At 72.5% G+C, this 14362-nt stretch carries 15 protein-coding genes; 8 read left to right on the top strand and 7 right to left on the bottom strand.

Annotated elements, in window-relative coordinates; genetic code table 11:
* Nucleotides 1–48: 48 nt before the first annotated feature.
* Nucleotides 49–195 carry a hypothetical protein gene (locus CS0771_RS31365; protein ID WP_212844365.1) on the bottom strand — a complete coding sequence of 49 codons (147 nt, stop codon included), beginning with the start codon at nt 193–195 and terminating at the stop codon, nt 49–51.
* Nucleotides 196–418: 223 nt separating this feature from the next.
* On the opposite strand from CS0771_RS31365, the gene CS0771_RS31360 reads away from it, so the two are divergent.
* Genes CS0771_RS31360 through CS0771_RS31350 form a run of 3 tightly spaced genes read left to right on the top strand, consistent with a single transcriptional unit; the run spans nt 419 to nt 2192 of the window.
* Nucleotides 419–1165, top strand: a complete 747-nt coding sequence (locus CS0771_RS31360) for a hypothetical protein (RefSeq protein WP_212844364.1) — start codon at nt 419–421, stop codon at nt 1163–1165.
* Nucleotides 1162–1608, top strand: a complete 447-nt coding sequence (locus CS0771_RS31355; RefSeq protein ID WP_212844363.1) for a phage holin family protein — start codon at nt 1162–1164, stop codon at nt 1606–1608. The genes CS0771_RS31360 and CS0771_RS31355 overlap by 4 nt, the downstream gene beginning before the upstream one ends.
* A complete protein-coding gene (locus CS0771_RS31350; protein WP_244871145.1) occupies nt 1605–2192 on the top strand; it encodes a DUF3618 domain-containing protein in 588 nt (195 codons plus the stop codon). The genes CS0771_RS31355 and CS0771_RS31350 overlap by 4 nt, the downstream gene beginning before the upstream one ends.
* Here the strand turns inward: CS0771_RS31350 and CS0771_RS31345 are convergent.
* Together CS0771_RS31345 and CS0771_RS31340 are read right to left on the bottom strand one after the other, a co-directional pair.
* The gene (locus CS0771_RS31345) at nt 2189–3808 is read right to left on the bottom strand and encodes a DNA polymerase ligase N-terminal domain-containing protein (protein ID WP_212844362.1); all 1620 of its coding nucleotides are present in this window, start codon (nt 3806–3808) and stop codon (nt 2189–2191) included. The two genes, CS0771_RS31350 and CS0771_RS31345, sit on opposite strands and share 4 nt — an antisense overlap.
* Before the next feature lie 126 nt (nt 3809–3934).
* The gene (locus tag CS0771_RS31340) at nt 3935–4732 is read right to left on the bottom strand and encodes an SDR family oxidoreductase (protein WP_212844361.1); all 798 of its coding nucleotides are present in this window, start codon (nt 4730–4732) and stop codon (nt 3935–3937) included.
* A gap of 127 nt (nt 4733–4859) precedes the next feature.
* Between CS0771_RS31340 and CS0771_RS31335 the strand changes: the two genes are divergently transcribed.
* Complete coding sequence (locus CS0771_RS31335; protein ID WP_212844360.1) at nt 4860–5204, top strand: helix-turn-helix transcriptional regulator; 345 nt, start codon at nt 4860–4862, stop codon at nt 5202–5204.
* The gene (locus CS0771_RS31330; RefSeq protein WP_212844359.1) at nt 5201–5701 is read left to right on the top strand and encodes an SRPBCC domain-containing protein; all 501 of its coding nucleotides are present in this window, start codon (nt 5201–5203) and stop codon (nt 5699–5701) included. The genes CS0771_RS31335 and CS0771_RS31330 overlap by 4 nt, the downstream gene beginning before the upstream one ends.
* Here CS0771_RS31330 and CS0771_RS31325 read toward each other — a convergent pair.
* Genes CS0771_RS31325 through hisD form a run of 3 tightly spaced genes read right to left on the bottom strand, consistent with a single transcriptional unit; the run spans nt 5658 to nt 8852 of the window.
* Nucleotides 5658–6716: a hypothetical protein gene (locus CS0771_RS31325; RefSeq protein ID WP_212844358.1), complete on the bottom strand. Its 1059-nt coding sequence runs from the start codon at nt 6714–6716 to the stop codon at nt 5658–5660. The two genes, CS0771_RS31330 and CS0771_RS31325, sit on opposite strands and share 44 nt — an antisense overlap.
* Nucleotides 6717–6732: 16 nt before the next feature.
* Entirely contained in the window at nt 6733–7509 is a 777-nt protein-coding gene (locus tag CS0771_RS31320) for an SDR family NAD(P)-dependent oxidoreductase (protein ID WP_212844357.1), read from the bottom strand.
* Nucleotides 7506–8852 carry a histidinol dehydrogenase gene (gene hisD, locus CS0771_RS31315; RefSeq protein WP_244871426.1) on the bottom strand — a complete coding sequence of 449 codons (1347 nt, stop codon included), beginning with the start codon at nt 8850–8852 and terminating at the stop codon, nt 7506–7508. The genes CS0771_RS31320 and hisD overlap by 4 nt, the downstream gene beginning before the upstream one ends.
* A 217-nt stretch (nt 8853–9069) precedes the next feature.
* Between hisD and CS0771_RS31310 the strand changes: the two genes are divergently transcribed.
* Together CS0771_RS31310 and cydB are read left to right on the top strand one after the other, a co-directional pair.
* Nucleotides 9070–10479 carry a cytochrome ubiquinol oxidase subunit I gene (locus tag CS0771_RS31310; protein WP_212844355.1) on the top strand — a complete coding sequence of 470 codons (1410 nt, stop codon included), beginning with the start codon at nt 9070–9072 and terminating at the stop codon, nt 10477–10479.
* A gap of 10 nt (nt 10480–10489) precedes the next feature.
* Nucleotides 10490–11512: a cytochrome d ubiquinol oxidase subunit II gene (gene cydB / locus CS0771_RS31305; RefSeq protein ID WP_212844354.1), complete on the top strand. Its 1023-nt coding sequence runs from the start codon at nt 10490–10492 to the stop codon at nt 11510–11512.
* Nucleotides 11513–11591: 79 nt separating this feature from the next.
* Here cydB and CS0771_RS31300 read toward each other — a convergent pair whose 3' ends face one another.
* Nucleotides 11592–13733, bottom strand: coding sequence for an MMPL family transporter (locus tag CS0771_RS31300; protein ID WP_212844353.1), 2142 nt, complete (start codon nt 13731–13733; stop codon nt 11592–11594).
* 91 nt (nt 13734–13824) lie between these two features.
* Here CS0771_RS31300 and CS0771_RS31295 point away from each other — a divergent pair, with 91 nt between their 5' ends.
* Nucleotides 13825–14328 (top strand): MarR family winged helix-turn-helix transcriptional regulator, encoded by a 504-nt coding sequence (locus CS0771_RS31295; RefSeq protein WP_212844352.1) that lies wholly within the window; start codon nt 13825–13827, stop codon nt 14326–14328.
* Nucleotides 14329–14362 lie beyond the last annotated feature (34 nt).

Genomic DNA, 14362 nt, shown 5'->3' with positions numbered 1-14362 from the left:
CCGGCACCCCGCCCACGTCCACGTGGGCGGGGTGCGCCTGCCGGGGGGCTAGCTGCTCTCGCCGAGGGCCTCCTTGGTCGCCTCGAGCGCCTCCTCCTCGGTCATCTCCTCGTCCTGCCCCGGCTCGGCCTCGGTGACCTCGTCGGCCTCGGCCGCCTCCTGCTCGCTGATCTCGTCGATCGGCTGCTCGCTCATGGCACACCCCGTTCGTCGATCGCTCACGGCTGTGAGGACGTGCCGTGCATTCCCGCCGCCGGGCGGCCACAAACGCCAAAAAGGCACTATCACCAGCGGAAACAGGGTTTCGGCGGCCACTGCCGGGGAACTTGGGGCGAATTGGGAGGAGCGTCGCGAGCCGTACCAGGGCCTTGATCGGAGCTGATCGGCGATCGCTTCCACCGTGTGGAGGGGGAACACGATGACCCAGCAATACCAGGGCACGACCGACCCCGGCCGGCCCGGCAGCGGCATAGACCAGGGCACGACCGGCTTCACGGCGCAGCCGCCGTTCGACGACGAGCCCGCCATGACGACCGGCACGTACGACCCGCAACACACCTCCGGGAGCCAGACGGCCACCGGAGAGCAGGCCAAGGAGGTCGCCAAGTCGGCGACGGAGCAGGCCAAGCAGGTCGCCCAGGAGACCGGCAGCCAGATGCGCAACCTGGCCGGCTCGGCCACCGAGGAGCTGCGCGGGCAGGCCGCCACGCAGCAGGAACGCGTGGCATCGGGGCTGCGCACGCTCGCCGACGATCTCTCGTCGATGCGCACCGGCAACGGATCCGACCGGATGGCGGGCGACCTGATGCAGGAGATCTCCAGCAGGGCCCACCGCGCCGCGGACTGGCTGGAGCACCGCGAGCCCGGCCAGCTGCTCGACGAGGTACGCGACTACGCGCGCCGGCACCCGGGCACGTTCCTGCTCGGGGCACTCGCGGCGGGCCTGGTCGTGGGCCGGCTGACCCGCGGCATCGTCGCGGCGGGCGGCAACGGGCACCGCGACGTGCACCTGCCCGCACCGGCCACGCCGATCGGCGCGGGCACCGGCATGCCGGGCGCCACCACCACCGGGATCGGCGCCACCACGGGGCATGTGACGCCGGACGAGCTCGCGTACTCGGGCGGCGCGGGCCGCTACGAGCGGGAGAGCGAGGTGCCGCGATGAGGACGGAACCGCTGCGCACGGACCTGACCCCCGACGGCGGGGGCGGGACGTCGCAGCAGTCGATCGGCGAGCTGCTCGGCGAGATCAGCACTGACCTGTCCACGCTGATGCGGCAGGAGTTGGAACTGGCCAAGGCGGAGCTGCGCCAGGAGACGGCCAAGGCGGGCAAGGCGGCCGGCATGTTCGGCGGCGCGGCGGTCGCGGCGAACCTGATGCTGCTGTTCGTCTCGCTGGCGCTGTGGCGGCTGCTGTCGGCCGTGATGGACCCGGGCTGGGCGGCCGTGCTGGTCGCCGTCCTGTGGGGCATCGCCGCGGCCGTGCTGTACACGACCGGCCGCGCGCGCCTGCGCGAGCTGCGGCCGATGCCGCAGACGGCGGAGACGGTCAAGCAGATGCCCTCCGCGCTGCGCGGGCATCCGGAGGAGGAGAGGAAGACGACATGAGCACCGACACGCAGCAGATCCGCCGCGACATCGAGCGCACCCGTGAGGACCTGCGCACCGACGTGGACGCGCTGACCGACCGGGTCAGCCCGTCCCGGGTCGTCGGCCGGCGGGTGGACAGGGTGCGCGGCGCGGCGCGCTCGGTCCGCGAGAAGATCATGGGCACCGTGCAGCACCCGATCGAGGCGAGCAGCGGCCCGGCGTCGGCGCTGGCCGAGCGCGCGTCTTCGGCGGCCGGTTCGGTCGGCGACGCCGCGGGCGCCGCCCAGCAGAAGGTGCTGTCCCAGACCCAGGGCAGCCCGCTGGCGGCCGGGCTCATCGCGTTCGGCGCCGGGGTGCTGATCTCGTCGCTGATCCCGGCGAGCGAGCCCGAGCAGCGCATCGCGGGCCAGCTCAAGGACACCCTGTCCGAGCACGCCGAGGACATCAAGGCGCAGGCCACGGAGGTGGCCGGCGAGGTCAAGGAGCACCTGCGCGAGCCGGTGCAGCAGGCGGTCGAGTCGGTGAAGGCCAGCGCGGGCGACGCGGCCTCGACCGTACGGGAGGAGACCGGCACGACGCCGCGGAGTGGCGGCGCCATCTAGCCGAGCGCAGGCAGTTGCTGCGGGTGGTCGAGCACGTCGTGGAACAGGTCGCCGTGCTCGGCCACCCGCTGCGGCATGGTGCGGATGGTGAAGCCGTCCGGGCGCAGCGCCGGATCGTCCAGCTCCTCCCACGCGATCGGCGCCGACACGGGTGCGCCGGGCGCCGGACGGGGACTGTACGGGCCGACCAGCGTCTTGTTGATCGCGTTCTGCGTGTAGTCGAGCCGGGCCAGGCCGCCCCGCTGCGCCTTCTGCCACTTCCAGCTGACCAGCTCCGGCACGACCGCGCCCACCGTGCGCGAGAGCCGCTCCACCCAGGCGCGCGTGTCGTCGAAGTCCGGGCCGGCGGCGATCGGCACCCAGATCTGGATGCCGCGGCGGCCGGTCACCTTGGCCCGCGCGGTGACCCCCAGGTGCTCGAACGCGGTGCGGTGCAGCCGCGCCAGCACCAGCAGGTCGTCCCAGCCGGTGCGCTCACCGGGGTCGAGGTCGACCAGCGCGTACGTCGGCAGCTGCGGGTGCTCGACCAGGGACGTCCACGGGTGCCACTCGAGCGCGCCGAAGTTCGCCGCCCACAGCAGCGCGGCAGGCTCGTCCACGACCAGGTAGGTGGTCGTCTCGCCCGGATCCGCGTCCGGGTTCTCCCAGCGGGGCAGCCACTCCGGCGCGTGTTCGGGCAGCTGCTTGTGCCAGAAGCCCTTGCTCTGCGCGCCGTTGGGGTAGCGGTGCAGGTTCAGGGCGCGCCGGAGCAGGTAGGGCAGCGCGGTCGGCGCGATCTGCGCGGTATATCGCAGCAGGTCGCGCTTGCTGACCGGGTCGTCCTCACCGGGGCGGCCCGGGAACAGGATCTTGTCGAGGTTCGTCACCCGCAGGTCCCGGCCGAACACATGCCACCTGCCGCCACCCGGGGGCAGCGCGTCCAGGCCGGCCAGCTCGTCGGGCCGCACCTCGCGGGCCCGCAGGGTCACGGCGGCCCGCGCGGCCGGCGCGCCGGAGCGCCACAACCGGTCCGGGTCCGCCTTGACGTCGTCGTTGGTGCGGCCGGACAGCACCGAGCGCGGATGCTCCTCGGCGCTCCAGCCGGGCACCGCGAACTCGTCGTGCTTGTGCAGCAGCAGCCAGTCCTCCTTGCCCGAGCCCGCCGGGCCGGTGCGCACCAGCACGAACCTGCCGCGCAGCTTCTGCCCGAACAGGTCCAGGTGCAGCTCGCCCGCGCGTACGGCGCGGCCCGGATCGGTCTCGCCGCCCTTGCCGGGTCCCGGCTGCCAGGTGCCCGCGTCCCAGACGATCACGTCTCCGGCGCCGTACTGGCCGGCGGGGATGACGCCCTCGAAGTCGAAGTACTCCAGCGGGTGGTCCTCGACGTGGACGGCGATCCGGCGTACCTCCGGATCCAGCGTCGGGCCTTTCGGCACCGCCCAGCTGACCAGCACCCCGTCGATCTCCAGCCGGAAGTCGTAGTGGGTGCGGCGGGCGCGGTGACGCTGCACCACGAAGGCGCGGGAACCGTCGCCCGCCGCCGGCCCGGGCTGCCCGGCCGGCTCCGGCGTGCGCTCGAAATCCCGTTTCCGCCGGTACGCGGTGAGCCGGTCCGGCGCGGTCGCTGTCGCGTTCACGAGACAGCCGTACCCGCGCCGGCCGGGATCGACGCCTGGCCGGCGCGGGTGGCGGCGCTCAGCCCGCCGACTTCAGCGCGTCCTGCAGCTCCTGCTTCGTCATCTGCGCGCGGCCCTCGAGGTTCCTCAGTCGCCGGAGCCGGGCTCGGTCTGCCGGCCGTGCAGGTGCGCCTTGACCTTCTCCGGCAGCACCCGGGCCGCCGTGGTCTGCAGCCTGTTGCGGAACGAGCCCGCCACCACCTGGTCCTCCCCGGCCATGAGCGCGTCGTACGCCTCCCGGGCCACGTCGTCAGGATCGTCCTTCGGGCCGGTGGCGACCTTGGTGTCCTGCATCCCCGCGCGCTCGAAGAACGGGGTGTCCGTGGGTCCGGGCAGCAGTGCCGTCACGTGGACGCCGCTGTCCTCGACCTCCGCGCGCAGCGCCTCGGCGAAGGAGTGGAGGAACGCCTTCGAGGCGGCGTACGTGGCGAAGTACGGGCCGGGCATGGTCGCGGCGATGGACGACGTGAACAGTACGCGACCGTGTCCCTGCCGCGCCATGTCACCCAGTGCGCGGTGCGCCAGGTGCACGGCGGAGGCCACGTTCAGGTCGATCAGCCGCATCTCGGCGGCCAGGTCGTTGTCGACGAACGCGCCGCCCACCCCGATGCCCGCGTTGATGGCGAGCGCCTCCAACGGCCGGCCCTCGTCGACGATGAGGTCGTAGAAGCGCTCGACGGCGTCGTACGAGGTCAGGTCCAGCTGGGCGGCGCGCACCGAGGCGCCGTCGTCGCGCAGCTCGGCCGCTGCCGCCGTGATGGCCGGATCGTCGGCGACGATCACCAGGTCGTAGCCGTGCCGCGCGAACTGGCGGGCCAGCGCGAGGCCGATGCCGCTGGAGGCACCGGTGACCGCGGCCAGTGGACGTTCTGCAAGCTCGGACATGTCTCCCCCTCCGGTGTCGGGAGGTCGTACCCGGTGGTGGAGGCGCGGAAACCGGGGGAGGGCTTGACGGCCCGCCGCCCGGATGGTTTATTTAACACATCCGCTAATTAACAGATCGGCTAAGTGCATGATCGACGATCAGCTGAGCGTCACGTTCGCGGCGCTGGCCGACCCGACCCGGCGGGCCATCCTGGCCCGGCTCGCGCAGGGCGAGGCCACCGTGAACGAGCTGGCGGCGCCGCACGCGATGAGCCTGCCCGCGATCTCCCGGCACCTGAAGGTCCTGGAGCGGGCCGGCCTCGTGGTGAAAGGCCGCGACGCGCAGTGGCGGCCGTGCCGGCTGGAACCGGCGCCGCTGCGCGAGGTCGACGACTGGATGGCGCCCTACCGGACCTTCTTCACCGAGCGCCTCGACCGCCTTGCCGAGCACCTCAAGACCATGCTGCCGACCGAACCCGAGGAGCAACGATGACCACCCACACCGGCACCCTGCGCACCTTCACCGTCGTGCGCCGCCTCGACGCGCCTCCGGAGGTCGTCTTCCGGGCCTGGACGGAGCCCGAGCACCTGGTGCAGTGGTTCGCCAACCCGACCGCGCCCCCGCCCGCCCTGCCCACCACCGTGGACCTGCGGGTCGGCGGCCAGTGGCGGCTGCACATGATCGAGAACGAGCGGAAGGCGTACGTCACGGGCGGCGTCTACCGCGAGATCGTCCCGTCGCGACGGCTGGTCTTCGCCTGGGGCGCGGTTGACGGCTGGCCCGCGCTGGACCCGGCCCGGCTGGAGGACAACCCGCTGGTCACCCTCGACTTCGCGGCGGACGGCAGCGCCACCGAGATGAGCCTGCGGGTCGACTTCCCCGACCACCTCAGCGATGAGGACGTCAAGGGCTGGCTCGACCTCGGCATCCGGCACGGCTGGAACTTCACCCTCGACCGCCTGGCCCCATACCTGGCGCAGAGCCGCTGACCTCCGCCTTCGGCCCCGCCCCCGACGGGGTGGGGCGGAGGCGGCGGGCGATCCAGAGGGCGAGGGCGAAGAAGGCGGCGAGGATGAAGACGCCGACGTACTCGGCGGCGGGCACGCGCGGCAGCTCGGCGAGCTTGTGCGGGCCGATCAGCGAGACGACGACGCCGGCCGAGACGACGTACGCCGAGCCGATCAGCCACTTCGCCCAGCGGGGCAGGCCCAGGCCGTGCATCTGGGTGATCACGAAGATGGTGGCGAAACCCCAGCCGAACTGGAACCACAGCTGCTTCGGGCTGTTCAGCGCCACGATCGCGCCGTGGAACAGCACCGCCAGCTCCAGGGTTACCGTCCACCACCGGTTCACGTGCGCCCGGGTCAGGAACAGGCTGCCCTGCAGCAGGATCAGGAACATGTACAGGAAGCCGACCAGGTGCCCGGCCGTGGTCTCCATCGGGTGGTACCAGAACGTGTAGACCGCGGCCCAGGCGAAGTAGTAGCCGTGGTACTTGCGCGCCCACGCGCGGACCCCCGCGCCGCCCGGCGTGGGCACGGTCCGCCCGAAGAACAGCCCGCGCCGATCGCTCTCCATCAGCAGCACCCAGACCAGCAGGATGATCACCGAGAACTGCGACGACCAGATCGACACGTCCTGGGCGAGCGCGTCGTACCACAGCTGCGTCTGGGCGAAGTGGAGCAGCACGAACACGCCGTTGAAGGCCAGCGCCCACGCGTTCACCCGGTGCAGGCCCTTGGTGTACGTGCCGACCCGCTGCCGGCCGTACCAGATGAGCGCCCAGAAGCCGACCTGGTGCAGGGCGTAGAGCCCCCACACGCCGGCCATGATGAGCGTGGATCGCTCGGGCAGCTGCCAGACGTACCAGGACGGACCGGTGTCGGGCAGGAAGTCCGGGCGGGCCAGCCACCAGCCGCTCACGCCGATCAGCGCCGTCATGACCAGGCCCGCGGCGATGCCGCCCGCCAGGACCCGCTCCGCGCGCCAGCCGTTTCCGTTCACAGCTTTCCTCCCCGGGTCACCGTCCGATCATGCCACCGGACAGATCGATGTCGGCGCCCGTCATTCCGGGCATCCGCAGGATCGCCAGCGCCGCCGCGCCGACCTCCTCCTCGGTCACCATGCGCTGCAACGCCGCCCGCGAAACGAACGCCTGCTCGGCCTGCTCGTAGCTGACCCCGGTGCGCTCGGCCTCCAGTCGGAAGTTGCGCTCCATCCGCGGCCCGGCCACCGGCCCCGGCGACAGGCAGTTGACCAGCACGCCGTGCTCGCCGACCTCGTGCGCCAGCGTGACGGTCAGGCCCAGCACGGCCATCTTCGAGGCGGTGTACGGCGTGCGCCGGGCCAGCGGCCGCTTGCCGCTCACCGACGCGACGTTGATCACGTCCCCGCTCCGGCGGGAGATCATCGCGGGCAGGAAGGCGCGGCACATCAGGTACACCCCGCGCACGTTGACCGCGAACACCTCGTCCCACTCGGCCGGTTCGACGTCCACCAGCTCACGCACCGGCCCGGCGATGCCGGCGTTGTTGACCAGGATGGACACGTCCTCATCGGACAGCTCCGCCCGCAGCGCGTCCACCGCGCAGGGCTGAGCCGTGTCGCAGACGGCCGTGCGGACCCCGGCCGCCGCGTCCCGCAGCTCGCCCGCCACCTGCTCCAGCTTCGCGGCGGTGCGCCCGACCAGGATCACCCGGACCCCGGCCGCCGACAGCGCGTGGGCGATCGCCCGGCCCAGCCCGTTGCCCGCCCCGGTGACCAGCGCGGTGCGCCCGGCCACCCGATCGGCGGTCACGGGGCTGCCTCGGCCACTACCCGCGCGGACAGCGCCGCCTCGGCGGGCGCATCGGCCCACGGCAGCGGGTCGCCCGCGTACTTGGCCGCGCGCACGTCGCCGGAGCGGGCGTGGCCCTCGAACAGCTCGACCCGGCTGGCCCGGCCGCACAGCCGCCCCAGCGCCACGCTGGCCGCCGGGTCGACGACCTCCTGGTAGGTGACGGTCTTGAGGTAGCGGCCCACCCACAGCCCACCCGTGTACCGGGCGCCGCGCCGGGTGGGCAGCGTGTGGTTGGTGCCGATGACCTTGTCGCCGTACGACACGCAGGTGCCCTCGCCGAGGAACAGCGCGCCGTAGTCGCGCATCCGCTCCAGCGCCTCGCGCGGCTGCCGGGTCAGCACCTGCACGTGCTCGAATGCGAACTCGTCGGCCAGCGCGTACGCCGCGTCCAGGTCGTCCACGACGATGACCTGCCCGTGGTCGCGCCAGGCCGGTTCGGCGTAGTCGCGGGTCGGCATGCCGGGCAGGATCCGGGCGACGTGGTCGAGCACCTGCCTTCCCAGGTCCACCGAGGTGGTGATCAGGACGGCGGGGGAGTCGGGGCCGTGCTCGGCCTGGCTGAGCAGGTCCACCGCGACCACGAACGGGTCGGCGTACGCGTCGGCGATGATCAGGATCTCGGTCGGCCCGGCGAGCAGGTCGATGCCGACCTCGCCGAACAGCTGCCGCTTGGCCTCGGCGACGTACGCGTTGCCCGGCCCGGTGAGGATGTCCACGGCCGGGATGCTCGCCGTGCCCAGGGCCAGCGCCGCCACCGCCTGCACCCCGCCGAGCAGGTAGATCTCGTCGGCGCCGGCCAGGTGCATGGCGGCCACGGTCGCGGCGGGCACCTGGCCGCGGATCGGCGGCGTGCACGCGGCGACCCGCGGCACCCCGGCCGTCTTCGCGGTGACGATGGTCATGTGCGCCGACGCGACCAGCGGGTAGCGGCCGCCCGGCACGTACGCGCCCGCCGCCGCGACCGGGATGTTGCGCTGGCCGAGCAGCACGCCGGGCTCCGTCTCGACCTCGAAGTCGCGCAGCGACGCCCGCTGGTGCTCGGCGAACCGGCGTACGTTGGCCTGCACCGTGCGGATGTCGTCGAGCACCTGCGCGGGCACGGTCGCCACGATCGCCTCGACCTCGTCCGGGCCCAGCCGGAACCGTTCGGGCGACCAGCCGTCGAATCGGGCCGACAGCTCGCGGACCGCGTCGTCGCCGCGGGCACGCACGTCGTCGATGATCGCCGCGACGGTGGCCCGTACCTCGGGGTCGGCGCCGCGCGCCGGACTCTCCGCAGGGGCCTTGAGCTGTCGGTGCATCACGGCTCGCTCTCCGTCGGGGCGCCGCAGGCGCGCGTGCCGACAGGCTAGCAAGATGGAAACGCGGTTTCCATAGCGGCGCGTCGCAGGAAACGTCCGATCGGTTCCAGTGATCTATGCCCGTGACCCAGGTCCCATTGGTGGCATACGCCGTCGTTCACGCTTTTTCCAGGGAGGACGCTGACGCCAGTAGCCTCACACAGGCAGGAGTCCGGGCATGGATGCGCTGGAGCTGGCCCGCTGGCAGTTCGGCATCACCACCGTCTACCACTTCCTCTTCGTGCCGCTTACCGTCGGCCTGGTGTGGCTGGTCGCCGCATTCCAGACCGCGTGGGTGCGCACCGGCGACGAGAAGTGGCTCAAGCTGACGAAGTTCTTCGGCAAGCTGTTCCTCATCAACTTCGCGATGGGCCTGGTCACGGGCATCGTGCAGGAGTTCCAGTTCGGCATGAACTGGAGCGAGTACTCGCGCTTCGTCGGTGACGTGTTCGGCGCGCCGCTGGCTATGGAGGCGCTCGTCGCGTTCTTCCTGGAGTCCACGTTCCTCGGGCTCTGGATCTTCGGCTGGGACCGGCTGCCGAAGAAGATCCACCTCGCCTGCATCTGGACCGTCGCGGTCGGCACCGTGCTCAGCGCGTACTTCATCCTCGCCGCGAACTCGTGGATGCAGAACCCGGTCGGCTACCGCATCGACCCGCAGACGGGCCGGGCCGAGCTGACCGACATCGTGGCGGTGCTCACCAACAAGGTCGCGCTGATCACCGTGCCGCATACGATCGCCGGCTGCTTCCTGGTCGCGGGCGGCCTGGTCGCCGCCGTCGCCGTGTGGCACCTGGTCCGGCGCGCGGGCACCGACACCGCCGCGTTCCGCAGCGCGGCGAAGATCGGCGCGTGGACCACGCTGGTCGCGATGGGCGCGATGCTGCTCACCGGCGACATCCAGGGCAAGATCATGACCGAGGTGCAGCCGATGAAGATGGCCGCCGCCGAGGCCCTCTACGAGTCCGAGCAGCCCGCCCCGTTCTCCGTGTTCACCGTCGGCACGCTGGACGGCGACCGTCCGGTGTGGTCGGTGGAGATCCCCGGCCTGCTGTCGTTCCTCGGCACCGGCAGCTTCGACGGCCGTGTCGAGGGCATCAACGACCTGCAGCACGAGTACGAGCAGAAGTACGGTCCCGGCGAGTACAAGCCGAACATCCCGCTCACCTACTGGACGTTCCGGCTCATGATCGGCCTCGGTGCGGCCGCCGCGCTGCTCGCGCTGTGGATCCTCTGGGCCACCCGGCGCGGGCGTACCCCCACCTCGCGCTGGCTGGTGCGGGCGCTGCCGCTGCTGCCCCTGCTGCCGCTGGTGGCCAACTCCACCGGCTGGATCTTCACCGAGATGGGCCGCCAGCCGTGGGTCGTCTTCGGCGAGATGAAGACGGCCGCCGCCAACTCGCCCAACGTCAGCGTCGGCTACCTGGTCACCTCCCTGGCCGTGTTCACGCTGCTGTACGGCGTGCTCGCCGTGATCGAGGTGCGGCTGCTGCTCAAGTACGCCCGCGCGGGGCTGCCCGACGTCAGCCCGCCGGTGGAGCAGGAAGCCGAGTCCGACGAAGACCGCCCGCTGGCGTTCGCTTACTAGGAGGGGCGACATGGAACTGTCGACACTGTGGTTCCTGCTGATCGCAGGCCTGTTCGTCGGGTACTTCGTGCTGGAGGGGTTCGACTTCGGCGTGGGCATGCTGGTGCCGGTGCTGGGCCGGGACGACCGCGAGCGGCGCGTGGTCATCAACACCATCGGGCCGCTGTGGGACGGCAACGAGGTGTGGCTGATCACCGCGGGCGGGGCGATGTTCGCCGCGTTCCCGGAGTGGTACGCGACCCTGTTCTCCGGGTTCTACCTGCCCCTGCTGCTGATCCTGCTGGCGCTGATCCTGCGCGGCGTCGCGTTCGACTACCGGGGCAAGCGGCCGGAGGCGGCCTGGCGGCGGCGCTGGGACGCGGCGATCGTGTTCGGCTCGGCGGTGCCCGCGTTCATCTGGGGCGTGGCGTTCGCCAACATCGTGCGCGGGGTGCCGCTGGACGCCGGGCACAACTTCACCGGCGGACTGTTCGACCTGCTGAACCCGTACGCGCTGCTGGGCGGGCTGACCACGACGGCGCTGTTCCTCACCCACGGGGCGATCTTCCTGGCGCTGAAGACGGCTGGGGACATCCGGACCCGCGCCAACCGGCTCGCCGAGCGATTCGGGCTGGTCGCGGCCGTGCTGGCCGTGCTGTTCCTCGGGCTGACGCTGGCGCACCGGTCCACCCCGGCCGCGCTCGTGCTGTCCGCCCTGGCCGTGCTGTGCCTGGCCGGGGCGCTGGTGGCCAACCGGCTGCCGTCGCGCACCGACGCCGAGGGGCGCCGCGAGGGCTGGGCGTTCGCGGGCACCGCGCTGGCGATCGCGCTGGCGGTGGCGTCGCTGTTCGCGGGGCTCTACCCGAACGTGCTGCCGTCCACGGTGGACGCCGCTGCCAACAGCCTGACCGTGGCGAACGCGTCGTCGACGCCGTACACGCTGAAGATCATGTCCTGGGTGGCGGTGGTCTTCGCGCCGATCGTCGTGCTGTACCAGGGCTGGACCTACTGGGTCTTCCGCAAGCGCATCGGCACCCAGCACATCCCGGAGTGAGCCACCAGCCGGCCTTTGCTCTGCACACAAATACGCAACCGTCGCGTATTTGTGTGCAGAGCAAAGCGGCAGCAGCGCATCAGCTGCCGGCAACCGCCTTCACCGGATCCTGGTCGGTCTGCCGCAGCAGGGCGGCGACCGGCTCACGCGGCGCGTTCACGGGACCGTGGCCGGACGGCCGGGACGGCCACCAGAAGCGCTCGCTCAGCAGCATCGCCAGCGCGGGGACCACGAGAGTGCGCACCAGTAGCGTGTCCAGCAGCACGCCGACGCCGACGATGACGCCCAGCTGGGTCAGCACGATCACCGGCAGCACGCCCAGCACGGTGAACACCGCTGCGAGCAGCACCCCGGCCGAGGTGATCACACCACCGGTGGCCGAAAGCGCACGCAGCATCCCCGCGCGGGTGTCGCCGCGCAAAGCAGCCTCTTCGCGGGCCCGGCTGACCAGGAAGATGTTGTAGTCCACGCCCAGCGCGACCAGGAACAGGAACGACAGCAGCGGCACGCTGGACGCGAGCGCCGGGATGTCGAGCGCGGCGAAGACCAGGCTCGCCGCGCCGAGGCTCGCCGCGAAGCTGACCACGACCGTGAGCAGCAGGAGCAGCGGCGCCACGATCGAGCGCAGCAGCACGATGAGCACCAGCAGCACGACGCCCAGGACCAGCGGCGCGACCACCGCGTTGTCGCGCGCGTTGGCGTCGCGCTGGTCGAGGTCGGCCGCGGGCTGCCCGCCCACGAGCGCCTCGGCGCCGTCCAGCGCGGCCAGGCCCTCGCGCAGCGCGGTGACGGTGCGGTCCGCGTCCGGGGTGCCGGACTCGTGGTCGAGCTGCGCGGTCAGCTGGACGAGCGCGCCGTCGGTCGATACCTCAGGCTTGCCGACCGCCGCGACGCCCGGGGTGGTGCGCACCGTCGCGGTGACCGCGTCGGCCGCCGCGGCGTTCGCGACGACGGTCAGCGGCTGGGACGACCCGGCGGGGAAGTGGGCCGCCAGGACCTCCTGCGCCTGCACGGATTCGACCTCGGTGCGGAACTGCTCGGTCTGCGACAGGCCGATCTTCGTGGTGAGCAGGCCCGCCGACAGCGCGATGAGCACGAGCGCGGCACCGGCGAGCACCAGCCGGGGGCGGCGGCCGACGATCCCGGCGACCCGGGCCCAGATGCCGGTGGCGCTGCTGTCGGCGCTGCCGACCGTGGGCACGAGCGGCCAGAACGCACCACGCGGCAGGAACGCCAGCGCGGCCGGGAGCACGACCAGGCCGAACACCAGCGCCACGGCGACGCCGGCCGCGGCCGCGAGTCCCAGCGTGCGGTTGCTGGTGAGCACCGCCGTCAGCAGCGTGAGCAACGCCAGGATCACGGTGCCAGCGCTGCCGACGATGGCAGGTCCGGCGGCGCGTACGGCTGCGGCCAGCGCGGCCCGGCGGTCGGGCGTACGCCGCAGCTCCTCGCGGTAGCGGGAGATGAGCAGCAGCGCGTAGTCGGTGCCGGCGCCGAACACGAGCACCGAGACGATGCCCGCGATGGACGCGTCGGTCGGCTCGCCGATCAGCTGGCCCAGCCAGGGCAGCAGCTTGGCGGTGACCTGGTCGCCGAGGCCGATCACGGCCAGCGGGACGATCCACAGGAACGGGCTGCGGTACGTGACGAGCAGCAGCAGCGCCACCACGATCGCGGTGGCGGCCAGCAGCGTCACGTCGGCGCCCTCGAACGCCGCCGAGATGTCCCGGCCGAACGCGGCGCCGCCGGTGACCTGCGCGGTCAGCCCGTCCGGCAGCGCGGACCCGGTGCCGCGCAGCGCGGCGCGCAGCTCGTCGACGGTGGCGTTGCGGGTCGGGGCGTCCAGCCCGGCGTCGAACGGCACCGGCAGCAGGGCGGCGCGGCCGTCGTCGCTGAACCGGGCCGGGGGCACGTCGGCGACGTGCGTGACCGCCGCCGCCGTGCGCTGCGCGGCCTCGATGGCCGTGCGGTCGGCCTCGCCGAGCGGCGCACCGGCGCGTTCGAAGACGACCAGCGCCGACTCGGCGCGCCCGCCGGGGAAACGGTCCCGCAGCTCGGTGACGCGGGTGGACTGTCTGCCCTCGGGCAGGCCCGTGACGGGCCCGGGCGCGGGCTGGTCCGGGCTGCCGAGGAACACCAGCGCGGACAGGGCCACGGTCGACAGCAGCACGACGGCCGCGCCGATCCGGCTCGTGATCCACGAGGCGAAACGCTCACCCATGGTGGGGCGACTCCTGACGTGAGGCGGGCAACGCCCGCAGTTGTTCGATCGTCGAAAAGTTCGACGATCGAAATGATATATGATCAGCGCCATGGAGACGCGAGGGGGGCCTCCGCGCCGAACGGACGCGCTGGACCAGGTCAGGCGGGCGCTGCAGACCAACACGGTCGAGAACGACGTGTTCGTCGACGCCTTCGCGCGCTCCCACGGCCTCGGGCGCAGCGACCTCAACGCGATCATGTGGATCGCCGTCACCGCCGAGGCCGACCGCCCGCTGACCGCCGGAGAGCTGGCGGGCAAGCTCGGCCTGGGTGCCCCTGCCACCACCTCGCTCATCGACCGGCTGGAGGCGGCCGGGCACGTCGAGCGCACCCGCGACCCGCGCGACCGCCGCCGCGTCACCCTCGCCATGCGGCCGGCCGCGCTGGCGATGGCCCGCGGGTTCTTCCAGCCCCTCGGCCGGCGGATGGCCGAGGCGGTGGCGGATCTGTCCACCGAGGACCTGCTGATCGCGGCCGAGGTGATCCGCCGGATGACCGGCGCGGTCGTCGCCGAGCGTGAGGCCGCGCGCCGGGACGCCGCCGACCGGCCCTGACCGTTCCGCAGGCCGGTTCCTGTAGCGAAACGCT

Source organism: Catellatospora sp. IY07-71, assembly GCF_018326265.1.
GTDB lineage: Bacteria > Actinomycetota > Actinomycetes > Mycobacteriales > Micromonosporaceae > Catellatospora.
Note: the sequence above shows the minus strand (reverse complement) of the source record. Positions and strands in the feature narration are given on the sequence as shown.